15 protein-coding genes are annotated in these 15,172 nt (G+C 71.9%); 7 read left to right on the top strand and 8 right to left on the bottom strand.

The features are described 5' to 3' along the window. Nucleotides 1-605: PASTA domain-containing protein (locus CF8_RS00075; protein ID WP_010831110.1), on the top strand; the 605-nt coding region annotated here is incomplete at its 5' end. A gap of 40 nt (nucleotides 606-645) precedes the next feature. After that, complete coding sequence (pknB, locus tag CF8_RS00070) at nucleotides 646-2,454, top strand: Stk1 family PASTA domain-containing Ser/Thr kinase (RefSeq protein ID WP_010831109.1); 1,809 nt, start codon at nucleotides 646-648, stop codon at nucleotides 2,452-2,454. Between the two features lie 179 nt (nucleotides 2,455-2,633). Here the strand turns inward: pknB and CF8_RS00065 are convergent, their stop codons facing one another. Beyond that, nucleotides 2,634-3,425: a DUF881 domain-containing protein gene (locus CF8_RS00065; RefSeq protein ID WP_084622727.1), complete on the bottom strand. Its 792-nt coding sequence runs from the start codon at nucleotides 3,423-3,425 to the stop codon at nucleotides 2,634-2,636. A gap of 77 nt (nucleotides 3,426-3,502) precedes the next feature. Between CF8_RS00065 and CF8_RS00060 the strand changes: the two genes are divergently transcribed. Then, nucleotides 3,503-3,955, top strand: coding sequence for a cell division protein CrgA (locus CF8_RS00060; protein WP_010831107.1), 453 nt, complete (start codon nucleotides 3,503-3,505; stop codon nucleotides 3,953-3,955). A gap of 326 nt (nucleotides 3,956-4,281) precedes the next feature. On the opposite strand, the gene CF8_RS00055 is transcribed toward CF8_RS00060, so the two are convergent. Then, complete coding sequence (locus tag CF8_RS00055) at nucleotides 4,282-5,217, bottom strand: rhomboid family intramembrane serine protease (protein WP_036489885.1); 936 nt, start codon at nucleotides 5,215-5,217, stop codon at nucleotides 4,282-4,284. A gap of 10 nt (nucleotides 5,218-5,227) precedes the next feature. Next, nucleotides 5,228-5,734 (bottom strand): peptidylprolyl isomerase, encoded by a 507-nt coding sequence (locus CF8_RS00050; RefSeq protein WP_010831105.1) that lies wholly within the window; start codon nucleotides 5,732-5,734, stop codon nucleotides 5,228-5,230. Between the two features lie 128 nt (nucleotides 5,735-5,862). Here CF8_RS00050 and CF8_RS00045 point away from each other — a divergent pair, with 128 nt between their 5' ends. Next, complete coding sequence (locus CF8_RS00045; protein ID WP_010831104.1) at nucleotides 5,863-6,570, top strand: hypothetical protein; 708 nt, start codon at nucleotides 5,863-5,865, stop codon at nucleotides 6,568-6,570. Nucleotides 6,571-6,603: 33 nt separating this feature from the next. Here CF8_RS00045 and CF8_RS00040 read toward each other — a convergent pair whose 3' ends face one another. From CF8_RS00040 to CF8_RS00020, 5 genes are read right to left on the bottom strand one after another with little or no spacing between them, the layout of a single operon-like run. Beyond that, nucleotides 6,604-7,617, bottom strand: a complete 1,014-nt coding sequence (locus tag CF8_RS00040; protein WP_010831103.1) for a 1-acyl-sn-glycerol-3-phosphate acyltransferase — start codon at nucleotides 7,615-7,617, stop codon at nucleotides 6,604-6,606. A 28-nt stretch (nucleotides 7,618-7,645) separates the two neighbouring features. Further along, the gene (locus CF8_RS00035; protein WP_010831102.1) at nucleotides 7,646-8,503 is read right to left on the bottom strand and encodes a patatin-like phospholipase family protein; all 858 of its coding nucleotides are present in this window, start codon (nucleotides 8,501-8,503) and stop codon (nucleotides 7,646-7,648) included. A 5-nt stretch (nucleotides 8,504-8,508) separates the two neighbouring features. Next, nucleotides 8,509-8,865: a DUF3817 domain-containing protein gene (locus CF8_RS00030; RefSeq protein ID WP_010831101.1), complete on the bottom strand. Its 357-nt coding sequence runs from the start codon at nucleotides 8,863-8,865 to the stop codon at nucleotides 8,509-8,511. Next, nucleotides 8,862-9,575 (bottom strand): SURF1 family protein, encoded by a 714-nt coding sequence (locus CF8_RS00025; RefSeq protein WP_010831100.1) that lies wholly within the window; start codon nucleotides 9,573-9,575, stop codon nucleotides 8,862-8,864. The genes CF8_RS00030 and CF8_RS00025 overlap by 4 nt, the downstream gene beginning before the upstream one ends. Nucleotides 9,576-9,582: 7 nt before the next feature. Continuing rightward, a complete protein-coding gene (locus tag CF8_RS00020; RefSeq protein WP_010831099.1) occupies nucleotides 9,583-10,617 on the bottom strand; it encodes a hypothetical protein in 1,035 nt (344 codons plus the stop codon). 101 nt (nucleotides 10,618-10,718) lie between these two features. Here CF8_RS00020 and CF8_RS00015 point away from each other — a divergent pair, with 101 nt between their 5' ends. Genes CF8_RS00015 through CF8_RS00005 form a run of 3 tightly spaced genes read left to right on the top strand, consistent with a single transcriptional unit; the run spans nucleotide 10,719 to nucleotide 15,117 of the window. Next, nucleotides 10,719-11,732 (top strand): AAA family ATPase, encoded by a 1,014-nt coding sequence (locus CF8_RS00015; RefSeq protein ID WP_010831098.1) that lies wholly within the window; start codon nucleotides 10,719-10,721, stop codon nucleotides 11,730-11,732. A 2-nt stretch (nucleotides 11,733-11,734) separates the two neighbouring features. Then, a complete protein-coding gene (locus tag CF8_RS00010) occupies nucleotides 11,735-12,916 on the top strand; it encodes a DUF58 domain-containing protein (protein ID WP_010831097.1) in 1,182 nt (393 codons plus the stop codon). Beyond that, nucleotides 12,913-15,117, top strand: coding sequence for a transglutaminase-like domain-containing protein (locus CF8_RS00005; protein WP_036489882.1), 2,205 nt, complete (start codon nucleotides 12,913-12,915; stop codon nucleotides 15,115-15,117). Before CF8_RS00010 ends, CF8_RS00005 begins: the two co-directional genes overlap by 4 nt. Nucleotides 15,118-15,172 lie beyond the last annotated feature (55 nt).

Here is a 15,172-nt window from a genome sequence, read left to right as displayed (position 1 = left end):
CAGCAACCGTTCCCCCGCCCGGAACAGTTGCGGAGCCACCGCCCGAGACGACCGTCCTGCCGGCGACGCCCGTGGCCGCACCGGCGCAGCGCCGTACCAACGTGGTGCCGTGGTTCCTGCTCGGCGCCGTGCTGGTCGCCGCTGCGCTGATCATCTGGCAGATCCTGGGCGGCGCCGACGACACCGACGACCAGCCCGACAACCGGCGCTCCCCCAGCCAGACCCGCACCCAGACCGAGCCGCCGAGCGCCACGCCCGAGACGCAGGAGCCGACGGTGGCGAGCATCGAGGTCGACGAGTCCGACTACATCGGCCGCGAGATCGGGGAGGTCCAGTCCGCGCTGAAGGACCTCGGGCTCCAGGTCACGCGGGAGAAGCTCGAGAACCCCGGGGGCGAGGTCGAGGGCACCGTCGCCGGTGTGAACCCGTCAGGCACGCTGGTCGAGGGTGACCGGGTCACCGTGACCTACTGGGGCAAGGCGCCGAAGGAGCCGGAGGAGAGCCCCAGCGAGGAACCCACCCCGGTGCCCACCGAGGTGCCGACCGAGACCCTCACCGAGACCCCGACCGAGACCACTGCCCCGACCGAAACGTCCAGCCAGTGAGAGGCGGCGCGAGCAATGAGCATGGAGCCGGAGGCGACCGATGAGCACTGAGCCCACCCTGATCGGTGGCCGCTACGAGCTCGGCGACCTGCTGGGACGCGGCGGCATGGCCGAGGTCCGCAAGGCCCGCGACACCCGGCTGGGCCGGACCGTCGCGGTCAAGCGGCTGCGCACCGATCTCGCCAGCGACGCGACCTTCCAGGCCCGGTTCCGCCGTGAGGCGCAGTCGTCGGCCTCGCTCAACCACCCCTCGATCGTGTCGGTCTACGACACCGGCGAGGAGATGTCGACCGACGGCTCCGACGTCGCCCAGCCCTACATCGTGATGGAGTGCGTGCAGGGCCGGACCCTGCGCGACATCATCCGCGAAGGGCGCAAGATCCTGCCCGAGCGTGCCCTCGAGATCACCAGCGACGTGCTGGCCGCCCTCGACTACAGCCACCGCACCGGGATCATCCACCGCGACATCAAGCCCGCCAACGTCATGCTCACGCCGGCCGGCGACGTCAAGGTGATGGACTTCGGCATCGCCCGGGCCGTCTCCGACGCCAGCTCGACCATGACCCAGACCGCCGCGGTGGTCGGTACGGCGCAGTACCTCTCGCCCGAGCAGGCGCGCGGCGAGACCGTCGACTCGCGCTCGGACGTCTACTCCACCGGCTGCCTGCTCTACGAGCTGCTCACCGGCAGGCCGCCCTTCGTCGGCGACAGCCCGGTCGCGGTCGCCTACCAGCACGTGCGCGAGAACCCCGCTCCCCCGTCGGACCACGACGACCAGCTCGACCCCGAGATCGACGCGATCGTGCTCAAGTCGCTGGCCAAGCGCGTCGAGGACCGCTACCAGAGCGCGGCCGCGATGCGCGCCGACATCGAGCGCTACCTCGCCGGCCACCCGATCCAGGCCGCACCGCCGCCATTGGCGCCGGTCGACGACGTGGCCCCGGCCGCGCACCCGACCCAGGTCATCTCCACCACCGCGACCGGCATGACCGCGGTGCCGGCCGGCGCGCCTCCCGGCCGGGGCGGTCGTGGTGGCCGGAGCGGGCTGATGGTGCTCATCGGCTTCCTGGCCATCCTGGTGATCGCGGGTGCGGCCTACATCCTGCCCGGGCTCTTCGAGGAGCCGGTCGACGACGAGCAGGTGCCGGCCCTGGTGGGGCTGACCCAGAACGAGGCCCGCGCGGCGATCCGCGAGGCCGGGCTGGCGGTCGGGACCATCGACCGGGAGTCCTCGGAGACGGTGCCGGCCGACCAGGTCATCGAGCAGAGCCCCAACCGCGACCTCTACGTCCCGCCGGGCACCGCCGTCGACTTCACCTTGTCGCTCGGCGTGCCGGAGACGGACGTGCCCTATGTCCTTGGCCAGCCCAAGGACAGCGCGCGGACCGTGATCGAGAGCAACGACCTCAAGGTGAAGTTCGAGACCGAGGAGTCCGACGAACCGAAGGACAACGTCGTCCGGACCGAGCCCGCCAGCGGCCAGCGCGTCGCCGAGGGCACCGTCGTCACCTTGTTCATCTCCGAGGGACCCGAGGGCGTGCCCAACGTCGTCGGGATGCGCCAGGGCGAGGCCGAGCGTGCGATCCGGCAGGCAGGCTTCGAGCCGGAGGTCGTGGAGACGGCCGAGACGACCGAGCCGAAGAAGACCGTGATCCGCCAGATCCCGGCCGACGGCACGGCCGACCAGGGCGACACCATCACCATCTTCGTGTCGATCTACGAGCCCCCGGTCGAGACGCCGGCGCCCACCGAGACGCCGACCCCGACCGAGACGCCCCTGCCCGTGCCGACGGAGACACCCACCACGCCGGCGGCCGCACCGACGACCCCCTTGCTCCGCCGGAGCTGACCCGCGCGACCATCGGGATCGGCCGGGACCATCGGGATCGGGGTAGTTGAGTGGGAGTTTGTACTCACAGGCGGTGAGCACGACAAAGTCTCACTGAACTATCGCGAGGGGCGGCCTTGACGGCCCCGATGGGCACCCGAGCTGCCGGGTCGCGGCCCCACGGCACGGACCCGCGCCGGTCAGCTGGTCGTGGGCAGCGGCGTCGCGTAGGTGAGGTCGAGCAGCCCCTGGTAGCCCGGCGCGATCGCGTGCGGGACCACCTCGGCGGCGTACGACACACCACCGCGTGGATCGGCGGCGGCCTCGCGGTAGATGTCGAGGTAGTTGTCACCGTCGAGGGAGTCGAGCATCAGCGCGGGCAGGCCGATGCCGACGATCTCGTAGGGCGGGTAGTAGGGCACGCCCTGCAGGCTGACGAGGTTGCCGTCGCACTTGATGCCGGTGGTGGTGATCAGGCGCTGGCCCTGGATCGTGACGGCCTCCGCGCCGGCTCGCCACATGGCGTTGACGACGGCCTGGATGTCCTGCTGGTGCACGATCACGTCGAGGGGGTCGCGGCTCTCGTCGGCGAGGATCTCCTCGGGGGCGTCGTCCAGCGTCACCTTGACGGCCGGCCCGGTCCGGGGCGTGAGGCCCGCCGGGTCGGAGAGCGTCTCGACCTCGCGCTGCGCACGGTTGACGCTGCGATCGCCCAGGCCCGCACTGAGCCGCTCGATCTCGGAGCCGAGGCGGGAGACCTCGGCGGTGAGCTCGTTGGTGTCCTCGCGCTGCACCTTCACCACCGACGCGAAGTCGGTGTAGCGCCCGCCGCGCAGGTCGGTGCCGCCGCTGTGCTCGGCGCTGATGGCGAACAGCACCCCCGACAGCAGCACCATCACCGGCGTGCCGATCCGCCACGCCCACGCCGAGCGGGAGCGCTGGTGTGTGCCGCCGCTCCCGTGGGTGGGGTGAGAATCGGAGTCCGGGGCCATGGCGACTACGCTAGCTCCCCGGTGGGTGCCCCCGCCGTCCGTATGACCACGGTGTGAAAATCGAGCAGGAGTGTGTTGTGGCCAAGTCCAACGCGACGTACGTCGAGACCGAGGCGAAGATCGTGTCGGTGAGGTTCATCCTGTCGCTGCTGCTGATCGTGGCCGGCATCGCGTGGATCCTGTTCTACTACCTCAGCGTCCGCCCCGACCCGACGGTGTTCCCGGCCCCCACGGGCAGCCCCAAGGCGATCGCCGACCTCGAGCTGTGGAACTACGCGATCGGCTTCGGCGCCCTGCTCGTCGGCCTGGCGATCGCCGCCCACCCCGTCACCCCGCTCGGCCGCGGCCGCGGCGTCGTGGTCGGCATGCTCGGCTGCTTCCTGATCGGCCTGCTGTGGATCTGCACGTTCTACGTCTTCTCCGACGACCTCTCGGCCCTGCCGGTCTTCAACGACCTCGGCCAGTGGAACCTGATGGTCGGCATCGCCTTCATGGCGGTCGGCTTCTCGTTCGCCACGCGCTGGGAGTGAGTCACCCGCACGACCTCGTCCGGCAGCCGCTGTCCCCTCGGGGGCGGCGGCTGTCGGCATTTCCGGTGCCCGGGGGCATCCGTCATACGAACCGCAACCCATTCCTCGGGGTCGGTATGACGGATCCCGAGAGCCGCCGCACCTTCGCCATCGTGGCCCACCACGGGGGAACTACACGTCTGTAGTTATCCACAGGTGAGTCCACAGCTGTGCATGAACAGCCCCCGCCACGGCGCCGTCGTCCAGCGGTGCGTGAGCCACCTTTTCGGCGTGCGGAAGGTGACTCACTCACCGCCGCGCAGGGCGGGAGGAAGAGGGGCCGGGGCTCAGACGAGGGCGGCGGTGCGCAGCACGATCAGTGCGCCGAGGACCGCGAGCAGCCCGAGCAGGCCGAGGGCCTGGAGCCGGGTGCGGCGGGGGCGGGGGGAGTAGACGAGGACGGCAGCGATCGCCATCCCGCCGAGGAGTCCGCCGAGGTGGGCCTGCCAGGAGATGAACTGGGCGCCGAGCACCGTGATCACGGCGTTGATGCCGATCCAGGTGAGGATGTTGCGTACGTCGCCGCCGACCTTGAAGGCGATGACGAGCAGCGCTCCCATCAGCCCGAAGACGGCACCCGAGGCACCGAGCGTGGCGCCGTTCTCGGCGGCCAGCCAGTAGACGGTGGTCGAGCCGGCGAGCGCGGACAGGAAGTAGAGCGACAGGAAGCGGGCCCGGCCGATGGCCATCTCGAGCTGGGGACCGAGCACCCACAGGGCCAGCATGTTGAAGCCGATGTGCCAGATGTCGACGTGGGTGAACGCGCTCGTCAGCAGCTGCCAGATGGCGCCGTCGGCGACGCCGGGCACCCAGACACCGTCGGCGTTGGCGTAGAACTGGCAGTCCACCCGCGAGGTGATGTTGGGGTAGTAGCCGCCCTGCTCGGACTCGCAGGTGCCGAGCGGGGTGAGCGCGAGGCGCCGGATCAGCTCGCTCTGCTGCCAGCCGGTCGCCACGATCGCCAGCCAGACCGCGACGTTGGTCGCGATCAGCACCATGGAGGTCAGGGCCGGGTTGCCGGAGCGGGAGCCGCCGTACGCCGTGCGGCCGGTGCGCGTCTGCTTGGCACCCTCGCTCACGCACGACGGGCACTGGAACCCGACCGCAGCGTCGCGCATGCAGTCGGGGCAGATCGGGCGCTCACAGCGCTGGCAACGGATCCACGTCTCGCGATCGGCGTGCCGATAACAGGTCGGCACACCGGTCGCGGACGTGTCACTCATGGGTGGTGGTTCAGCGCTCGATCGTCACGGACTCGATGACGACCGCGTCGACCGGACGGTCGCCCGCGCCGGTGCGCGTCGCACCGATCTTGTCCACGACGTCGCGCGACGACTGGTCGGCGACCTCGCCGAAGATCGTGTGCTTGCGGTTCAGCCACGGGGTGGCACCGAGGGTGATGAAGAACTGCGAGCCGTTGGTGCCCGGGCCGGCGTTGGCCATGGCGAGGAGGTAGGGCTTGTCGAAGACGAGCTCGGGGTGGACCTCGTCCTTGAACGTGTAGCCCGGGCCGCCGGTGCCGGTGCCCTGGGGGCAGCCGCCCTGGATCATGAAGCCCTCGATGACCCGGTGGAAGCCGAGGCCGTCGTAGAACGGGCCGGAACGGTCGCCGGCCGAGTAGTCCTTGGTGCCCTCGGCGAGACCGACGAAGTTGTCGACCGTCTCGGGAGCGTGGTTGGGGAACAGGTTGATGACGATGTCACCCTGGTTGGTCTTCAGGGTGGCCTTCGGGTCCGCCATGGTGATGCCTCTCGCGTGGGGTGAAGTCAACGCACCGATCCTGCCATGGCACCCCTCACCCCGGCGGGGGCTGGTCGCCCCTTGAGGTGCATGGTGAGATGGAGTCACCAATCTCTAGGAGGACACGCATGCGAATCCGCAAGCAGAAGTCGCTCATCGACCGGGCCACCGACTACGTCGAGTCCGTCGCCGACAACGTCATCCCGCAGCTCGAGGCGGCGCTGGAGTCCGCGCGGGACAAGGCCGGACCCGCCATCACCGACGCACGCGACAAGGCAGGGCCCGCCCTGGCCGACGCCCGCGACCGCGCCGTACCCCTCCTGCAGGACGCCCGCGACCGGACCGCGCCGCGGCTCGCCGAGGGCCGCGCCATCGCCGCCGAGAAGGCGTCCGCGGGCGCGGCCGTCGCCGCCGAGCGGGCTGCTGCCTCCCGGGAGGTCGCGGCCGCGAAGCTCTCGGAGCTGCGCCACGAGCCCGAGCCGTCGGGCTCGAAGCTCAAGAAGGTGCTGTTCCTCGGTGGCCTGCTGGCCATCGGCGGCGTGGTGTTCTCCAAGCTGCGCCAGCAGTCCTCGGGCACCAACAACTGGCAGTCGTCCTACGTGCCGACCCCGCCGCCCCCGGCTCCGGCCACCCCGCCCGCGGCCGCCGCACCCGTGACCCCGGCCGCCCCGCAGTCCACGGGCTCGCCGGTGGGTGACGAGACCAACCACGACGTCGCCGGTGGCGCCCCGGGCGAGGCGATCAGCGACGCGGCCGAGACGCCGCACGACATCACCACGCCCGACCACCCGGCGGAGATCATCGACGTCGACGACGTGCCGGAGAACAGGCACTGACAGCACCATCCCCAGGACCTCTCCCGCGCACCGTCAGTGCCGGGGGAGGTCCTTCGGCTTGTTGTGGTCGATCCAGGCGTCGATCCGCGCCCACCGCTCGAAGAGCCAGTCGATCCGCTCCTCGCGACCGGCCGGGATCTCGGAGCGGGGCACCTCCCACCAGCGCATGACGAGCTCCTTGTCCATCGGCAGCTCGCGCCAGAGGTCGGCGACGGTGACGAGGTGGTCGAGCCCGGTGTGGGCGACGAGCACGACGTCGGCCTCGGGAGCCGCGTCGAGGGCCGCCAGGAAGCCGCCGGGCCGGGGCGCGAGCACGTGGGTCATCTCCTCGGCCCGCTCGGCCATCTTCTCCAGCCCGAGCTTGCGCAGCCGGGCGATGGCGCGGTCGCGGCGACCGGGCGAGAAGTTCCCGCCCTCGGGGAAGATCACGAACGCGTCGTTGGAGTCGAGCCCGGCGGCCAGGCGCGCGATCTTGCTCTCGAACTCCTCACCCGGCCCCGGGTCGGGGGAGATGAAGGACGCCGGGATGCGGTTGAGCAGCACGTCGATCGCCGGGTCCCACGCCAAGGTGTCCTTGAGCACCACGCGCGGCTCGCGGGCATACCAGTGCAGCAGGGCATACATCAGCAGGAACGAGTCGCCCGGCCCCGCGTGCCGGCAGCAGACCAGGATCGGCCGGTCCGGGTGGACGGCGGGACTCGGCCCGTCGGTGCGGATCTTCAGGGCGAGCACGCGGCGCGACTCGCGCACGAACAGCACCAGCACGAACTGCACGAGGTCGTAGTGGATGCCCGCGAAGTACGGCGACCTGATCCGCCACCCGAAGCCGGACGCCACCCACAGCCCCAGCAGCACGAGCAGCAGCAACGACTCGGCCGTGAGGTAGAGGATCACCACCCACAGCAGGCGCAACGCCCGCCAGCGGCCGGGCACAAGCGGCGACAGGGCGGCCGCGACGATCAGCCACAGCGGCAGGCTCACCCACAGGAGCGCCGTCAGCAGCACGAGGGCGGGCGCGAGCACGAGGCGCCGCAGTGCCCAGATCACCCCGGCCCCCGGTCCACGTGCGGGCCCGTCATGTCGGCAGGTGCTCGTCGAGATAGGCCAGCGAGGCGTCGTACGTCGAGTCGATGCGCCGTTGCACGGAGTCGAAGTCGCGGAAGGCGAGCATGCTGTCGTCCTTGGGCGACGTGCCGGCGGCCGGCAGCACGTGGGCCTCGACGCCGTCGGGGATCTCGGCCAGCTCGCGCTGGAAGCGGTGGCGGCGTGCCACCTCGAAGCTGACGCGGGCGACCTCCCAGGGCCGCTTCGGCGCCACCAGCGGCCGGTCCATCCGGCCGACCTGCAGCACGAAGATCCGGGTCGCGCCCAGCCCCACCGCCCGCCCCACCGGGATGGAGTTGACGATGCCACCGTCGAGGAAGTGCTCCTCGCCGTACTCCGTCGTCGCCTTCGCGGGCGGCAGCAGGCCAGGGACGGCGGCGCTGGCGACGATGGCGGGCACGAGCGGACCGCTGGTGAACCAGTGCTCGGCAGCGCGCTCGATGCTGGCGGCGCAGACGCCGAAGGTGACCGGGAGGTCCTCGAAGGTGAGGTCGCCGAACTCGTCGACGAGGCGTTCGCGCAGCGGCTTGGCGGAGAAGACGTGGGTGCCGCCGGTGGCCACCACGCGGCGGACGGTCCGCAACGGCCGGTCGCGGAACAGCTCGCTGCCGTCGGTGGTCCGCGACTGCGCGGTCGCGGCCCACAGGTCCGTCAGCCGGTCGATCACGCCGATCGACGGGTCGCGGGCGACCATCGCGCCGTTGAGGGCGCCGACGCTGGTGCCGAGCACGAGGTCGGGGACGATGCCGCGCTCGAAGAGGGCGCGGAGCATACCCACCTCGACGGCGCCGAGCACGCCGCCACCGCCGAGCACGAACGCCGTGGTCACCGGCGTCAGGCCAGCTCGGGGTGCTCGGCTCGCACCCGCTGGGTGGCGCGGTGCTCGGCCCAGAACGACAGGATCGGCACGGTGCCGCACAGCAGGGTGACGACCAGGAACGGCATGTCCCACCCGGCCCGGCGGCCCAGCAGGAAGGCCATGATCAAGAAGATGAGGTAGAGCCAGCCGTGGGCCACGCCGAGGTACTGCGAGATGGCCGCACCGAGCTCGTAGGCGCTCCCGCCCTGCGGCATCGCGTCGGGGAAGAGGAGGTAGCCGTAGTGCAGCGGCAGGCCGATGAGGCACAGCACGATGAGCAGCACACCGACGACGGTGGCCATGACGCGGTAGCGGAGCAGGGCAGCCTTCACGACGGCGAGTCTGTCACGCGCTCGGTGGCCTTCTCGTCGCGGACCCACCGCCACCAGACGAAGGCGGCGAAGGCCCCGAAGACCCACCACTCCAGGGCGTAGAGCAGGTTGCGCAGCGCGGTGAACGTGCCGACCTCGGGCAGCGAGTCGAGGGTCGCGGCCTCCAGCCCGGCAGCGGGTGTGGTGGCGACGACGTAGGCGCTGTAGAGGTCGTTGTCGACGCGCTGGATGGCGTCGGCGGTGCGGAGCTGGGGGACCACGTCGTCGGTGGGGTCGTCGTCGACCGAGAGGTTGCCCTCGGGCGGCTGCAGCCAGCCCGTCACCTCCCCGGTCCCGGTCGGGACGAGCGCGGCGTCCTCGGCCGGCGTCCAGCCCACCACGACGGGTACGGCGGGCTCGGTGGCCGCGCCCACGGCGAGCGGGACGACGAGCCACAGCCCGTCGCGGCCCTCGCTCTCGCGCCCGGAGACGTAGAAGGCGCCCTGCGGCAGCCATTCGCCCGTGATGCTCACGGGACGCCCCAGGTCGGTCCCGGGGAACGGGTCGTCGGGCCCCATCACGTCGGTCAGCGGGACCGGCGCGAGCTGCGTGAGGTCACGCGCCTCGGCGGCCCGTCGCTCCTGCCAGGCCCTCAGCTGCCAGGCCCCCAGCGCGCCGGCGATAGCGACGAGCACGAGGGCGAGCGCGGTCGGCGCGATCAGGCGTCTCACGGGTTCGTCACAGGCCGGTCGGCTCGTCCATCGGCGTGACCTCGTTGCACACCGCGAACGGCAGCAGGTCGGTCAGCGTCGCCGTGGCCGCAGCGACGGGAGCCGCGACGTCGTAGCCGATGCGCCCGGTCGAGGGGTCGACCACGGGCAGGGTGAAGGCGTCCGAGAAGCCGATCGGGCCCACGGTGGGGAAGTCGGCCGCGAGGTCGGAGCGCGCGAACAGGTCGGTGCGGTCGAGGCCCAGCCGTGCGGTGGCCACCCCGTCGGCGAAGCTCACCGCGAACCTCGCGAGCGGGTCCAGCAGGGTCGGGTCGTGCTGGCCCACCACGGCCTCCTGGTCCTCGATGTCGGCGTCCGGGCCGAGCGCGGTGCCCAGCGGCACGCACCCGGCTCGGTAGTACGCCGACTCGGCCGGTGCGTCACTGGTCAGGTCGGCGATGCCCCCGATGGTGCCCCACGTGTCCTCACCGTCCTCCGCGATCCCGACCGAGACGAGGTGTCGCTCGGGGTCGACGACCCCTCCGCCCAGGCCCGCGACCTCGTCGCGCACCGCACGCTGCACGGGCGCGAGGTCGAGGTCGGGCCGGAACGCGAGGATCCAGCCCGGACCCTCCGGCGTCGTGAAGTGGGCCTCCCAGTCGACGTCGTCCTGGGTGAAGCCGTAGTCGAGCATCAGCCGGGAGGTCTCGTCGAGCAGCATGCCCTCGGCCAGCAGCACGCTCTCGCGACGCGCGCGCTCCCAGTAGTCCGAGCGATCACTCATCAGGTCGTCGCTGGTCAGGTCGGGCACGCCCAGGCTCGCCCGCGACTCGTCGAAGTCCGTGACGGTCACGACGCTGGCGTCGACCGGGACCAGCGTCAGCGCGGTCTGCCCAGCAGGCGCCCTGCCGGCCGTGTCGTACGGCGCGATGGTGGGCGTGGGCTCCACCGGCAGCTCCTGCGCCCTCAGCTCGGGCTCGGAGCAGCCCGCGAGGCCGGCGAGCGTCGCCGCGACGACCAGGCAGGCCAGCGGCCCGGCCGGGGACGAGGACGGGAATTTCACGCCGCGAGTCTGCCACTCGCCGTACGCACCCCGTCACCCCGCGTACCCTTCGACTCGACCGGATCGTGTCAGGCGATCAGGCTGGAAAGGGCTCACGACTCATGACTGCCACGACGGGCACCGCACCGGGTGCGGCGACGACCACGACCGGTTCGCTCACCAGCGAGCAGGCGACGTGGTTCGCCTCGGCGTTCACCCGGATGGCCGACAACATCGGCCTGGCCGTGCTCGGCAAGGACCACGTCGTCCGCCTCGCCCTGACCTGCCTGCTCTCCGAGGGCCACCTGCTGCTCGAGGACCTGCCCGGGACCGGCAAGACCATGCTGGCCCGCGCGCTGTCGAACACCATCGAGGGCACGCACGCGCGCATCCAGTTCACGCCCGACCTGCTGCCCACCGACGTCACCGGGGTGACGGTCTACGACCAGCACAAGGGCACCTTCGACTTCCACCAGGGCCCGATCTTCCACGACATCGTCCTCGCCGACGAGATCAACCGCGCCTCGCCCAAGACGCAGGCCGCGCTGCTCGAGGTCATGGAGGAGGGGCACGTCACCGTCGACGGCATCACCCACGACGTGCCGCACCCCTTCATGGTGATCGCCACCCAGAACCCGATCGAGCAGGCCGGCACCTACCGCCTGCCCGAGGCCCAGCTCGACCGCTTCCTGATGAAGACCTCCGTCGGCTATCCCGACGCCGCCGCCACCGAGGAGCTGCTCCTCGGCTCGGCCGTGCGCGACCGCGCCTCGCTCGTCACCCCGGTGGCCAGCCGCAAGGTCGTCACCGACCTCACCCGCCTCGCCGGTGAGGTGTACGTCGATCGCGCGGTCGTGCGCTACGTCCGCCAGCTCGCCGAGGCCAGCCGCGAGCTGCCGCACGTCAAGATGGGTCTCTCCGCCCGTGGCTGCCTGGCCCTGGTCCGGGTCGCCAAGACGTGGGCGGCCGCCGACGGCCGGACCACCGTGCTGCCCTCCGACATCACCACCCTGGCAGCCCCGGTGCTGTGCCACCGGCTGCTGCTCGACCCGCAGGCGCAGTTCAGCGGCGTCTCGGTCGACGACGTGATCGAGCGGCTCCTGGGCTCCGTCGAGCCCCCGACCGCGCGCGACTGACGATGCTTCTCCGGCTGGCCCGCGGGGCGCTCGCGCTCCTGCGCGTGCCGACGGCCACGGGTCGTGCGATCATCGCCCTCGCGCTCGTCGCCTGGGCGGCCTCGGCGCGCACCGACATCGTCGAGCTGCGGATGATCGCGCTGATGTGCGGGCTCTCGGTGCTGCTCGCGGTGCCCTGGCTGCTGATCCCGATGCGCGTGCACGCCTCCCTCGCGCTGCGCCCGCCGCGCGCGATGGCGGGCGACCAGGTGGAGATCACCCTCACGGTCCGCAACGAGGGCCGGCTGTCGCTGTGGCAGCCGCTCGTCCACCTGCCCGTCGGGGAGCGCGACAGGTGGCTGCGGATGCCGACGTTGCCGCCCCAGGAGCGGCGCAGCCACGACACCGTGGGCGACGACCTCGAGCGGGGCGTCCTCGAGGTCGGCCCGGCGGTCGCCGTACGCTCCGATCCGCTCGGACTGCTGCGCAGGACAGTGCGCTGGTGCGACCCGATCCAGCTCTACGTGCGCCCCCGGATGGTCCTGCTCTCGACCCTCGGCTCCGGGCAGGTCCGCGACCTCGAGGGGGTGCCGAGCGACCGCATCTCGATGAGCGACCTGTCCTTCCACGCGCTGCGCGAATACGTCCCCGGCGACGACCTGCGCCACGTGCACTGGCGCTCCTCGGCCCGCGCGGGCGAGCTGTTGGTGCGGCAGTACCACGACACCCGACGCAACCACGCGACCGTCGTGCTCGACTCCACGCCCGCGTCCTACCGCGACGACGAGGACTACGAGCTCGCCGTCTCCGTCGCCGCGTCCCTGGTCATGTGCGCGGCTCGTGAGGAGTACGACGTCAGCCTGCTCAGCGGCAGCGAGCGGGTCACCGCCGTGGCGACGGGCGTCGTGCTCGACGCCACCTGCCGGGTGCAGCGCGAGCCGGACACCGAGCCGTTGGCCGGCCAGGTGCAGCAGGCGCTGGTCATGGCCCCCGAGACCAGCCTGCTGTTCGTCGTCACCGGCGCGTCCGACACCGACCTCGACGCACTGTCGGTCGCCCTCGTCTCCGTGCCGGCCGACACCCGGTGCGTGGTGCTGCGAGCCGTCCCGGGCGATGCCCCGTCGGTGGTGCGCCAGCACGGCCACGAGCTGGTCACGGTCGGCTCGCTGGCCGAGCTCCCCGGCGTCATGGCGGCTGCCTCGTGAGCTTTCGTACGCGGCCGCTGCCGCGTTATGCGGGCGTCGACCTGGCAGCGATCGTGGTGCTGACGGCGATCGCGGTCAGCGGCTTCTGGCCGACGTTCGCGGGCTACCGCTGGCTCGTCGTCGCGGCAGCCGGCACGGCGATCGGGATGGGCTGGGCCCTGCTGGTCATCACCGTGCGACTCGGGATGGACATCGTCCTGGAGTCGATGGTGGTGCCCTACCTCCTGACCGCCGGCGGGGTCGCGCTCGGGGCCGCCGGGCTCTTCCTCGGGGTCCCGGACGCCGAGGTGATCAACCGGGTGCTGATCGGCACCGCCACGTCGTGGCGCGCGCTGGTCGAGACCGCGCCGCCGATCGACAGCACGGGGGCCGTGCTGCTGATCCCCTTCGCCCTGACCTACTTCCTGTGCTGCACGGCCACCGCCATGGCGCTGCGGAGCCGGCGGGCAGCGCTGCCGGCGGTGCCGCTGTTCCTGATGCTGGGCCTGGTGCTGTTCCTCGGCTTCGCGCAGGCGTTCTCGGTGGTGCTGCAGGGCGTCGCCTTCGGCGGCGTCGCGCTGGCGTGGATCGGCCACCGCGGGATGCGGATCGAGGCCGGCCGCAAGGCCGACCCCAGCCTCGGGGTCGTGCCCCTCGGCCGCGTCGTGTCGGCGCTGGTCGTCGTCGCGGTGGTGGCCGCGGCGACGTTGCCCTTCCTCGACTCCATCGCCCCGGACCGCCGGCTGGTGCTGCGCGAGACCGTCGCGCCCTACGACGCGGCCTACATCGAGACCCCGCTGTCGGCGTTCCGTCGCTTCCGCGACCAGGGACCGGGGGTCTACAACAACCTCACCGACACCAAGCTCTTCCGCGTGCGCGGCGCACAGGCCGGCACGCGGGTGCGGGTCGCTGTGCTCGATCGCTACGACGGCAACCGCTGGTACGCCGCCAACGACGCCAGCCCCACCGACTTCTCCGACCGCTTCCTGCGCGTCTCCTCGCGCATCGACAACCCCGCCGCCGGCGAGGAGCAGCTGTTCACGTTCTTCGTCCGCGGCCGTTGGGACCTGCCCTGGGTGCCGACGATCGGGGCGATGCAGGCGTTCGAGTTCTACGACGACTACGCCAGCGACCGGCTGCCCGACCTGCGCTACAACCGGACCACCGACACCGCCGTGCTGCCCGGCGGCCTCGACGTCCGCGAGGACTACGTCATCTCCGCCATCCCGGCCGCCGACCGGCTCAGCGAGAAGAACCGGCCCTGGCCCACCCCTGTCGCCGACCTCGTCGACGCCGCAGCGTTCCTCGACATCCCGGCCCAGGCCTGGTCGCTCGGTGCGAGGACGCCGATGCAGGCTGTCTTCAAGATCGCCGACCGGTTGCGCACGCGCGGGCGCTACAGCGACGGCGCCTTCGGGTGGGAGACGCAGTTCGAGGCGGGCCAGGACTCCATCCGCCTCGACGAGGGATTCGTCAACGCCCCGGCGATGGTCGGCAACGACGAGCAGTACGCCGCCACGATGGCGCTCCTCGCCAACCGGCTCGGCGTCCCGGCGCGCGTCGCGGTGGGCACCGTGCTGAGCAAGGCGGGCGTGATCAAGGGCAAGCACCTCGACGCCTGGGTCGAGATCCGCGTCGCGGACGGGTCCTGGCGGGTGCTGGACACCTCCGAGTTCATGGGCAGGCGGGCACCCCGCCGCGACGACGCCAGGCTGGCGCCGGTCAAGCTGCCTCCCGAGCGGAACGAGACGACCCGGCCCCAGGACCAGGAGCGCCCCGAGGACCTACCGGAGCCCGACGAGACGAGGGCCGAGGACGCGCAGGACGAGCCGCTCCCGCGCTGGCCGCTGTGGCTGCTCGTGCCGGCCGGGGTCGCGCTGGTCCCGGTGTCCAAGGTCGTGCGCCGCTCGCGCCGGCGCTCCGCCGCCCGTGCCGCGGACGCCTATCTCGGCGGCTGGGAGGAGCTGCTCGACACGGCGCGAGACCTCGGCATCGCCGTACCTCCCCGGAGCACGCGGCCCGCCCAGGCGTTCGCCCTCGGCATCTCGCCCCAGCTCGCGCGGGAGGCGGACGTCGCGGTGTTCACGCCCAGCGAGCCGGTCTCGGCAGGGCCCTACTGGGACCGCGTCGACGAGCAGCGCCGCCGCCTCGCCTCGAAGGCACCCGGCTGGCGGATCGCGCTCGCGCCGTTCAACCCGGCGTCGTTGTTCCGGCGCCGCTGAAACCCCCGGGAACGTTCGGTTCCCCCGCCTAGGTGTACTCGGCTGACAGGTTCAT

The organism is Nocardioides sp. CF8, from assembly GCF_000389985.1.
Taxonomy (GTDB): domain Bacteria; phylum Actinomycetota; class Actinomycetes; order Propionibacteriales; family Nocardioidaceae; genus Nocardioides; species Nocardioides allogilvus.
This window is presented reverse-complemented; position numbering and strand designations above follow the sequence as displayed.

Bases quoted from the DNA above. Each gene is read 5' to 3' on its own strand.
- CF8_RS00065 (WP_084622727.1), bottom strand. From the start codon at position 3,425: ATGGCCCCGGACTCCGATTCTCACCCCACCCACGGGAGCGGCGGCACA.
- CF8_RS00010 (WP_010831097.1), top strand. From the start codon at position 11,735: ATGCTTCTCCGGCTGGCCCGCGGGGCGCTCGCGCTCCTGCGCGTGCCG.
- CF8_RS00055 (WP_036489885.1), bottom strand. From the start codon at position 5,217: ATGAGTGACACGTCCGCGACCGGTGTGCCGACCTGTTATCGGCACGCC.
- CF8_RS00015 (WP_010831098.1), top strand. From the start codon at position 10,719: ATGACTGCCACGACGGGCACCGCACCGGGTGCGGCGACGACCACGACC.
- CF8_RS00050 (WP_010831105.1), bottom strand. From the start codon at position 5,734: ATGGCGGACCCGAAGGCCACCCTGAAGACCAACCAGGGTGACATCGTC.
- CF8_RS00045 (WP_010831104.1), top strand. From the start codon at position 5,863: ATGCGAATCCGCAAGCAGAAGTCGCTCATCGACCGGGCCACCGACTAC.
- pknB (WP_010831109.1), top strand. From the start codon at position 646: ATGAGCACTGAGCCCACCCTGATCGGTGGCCGCTACGAGCTCGGCGAC.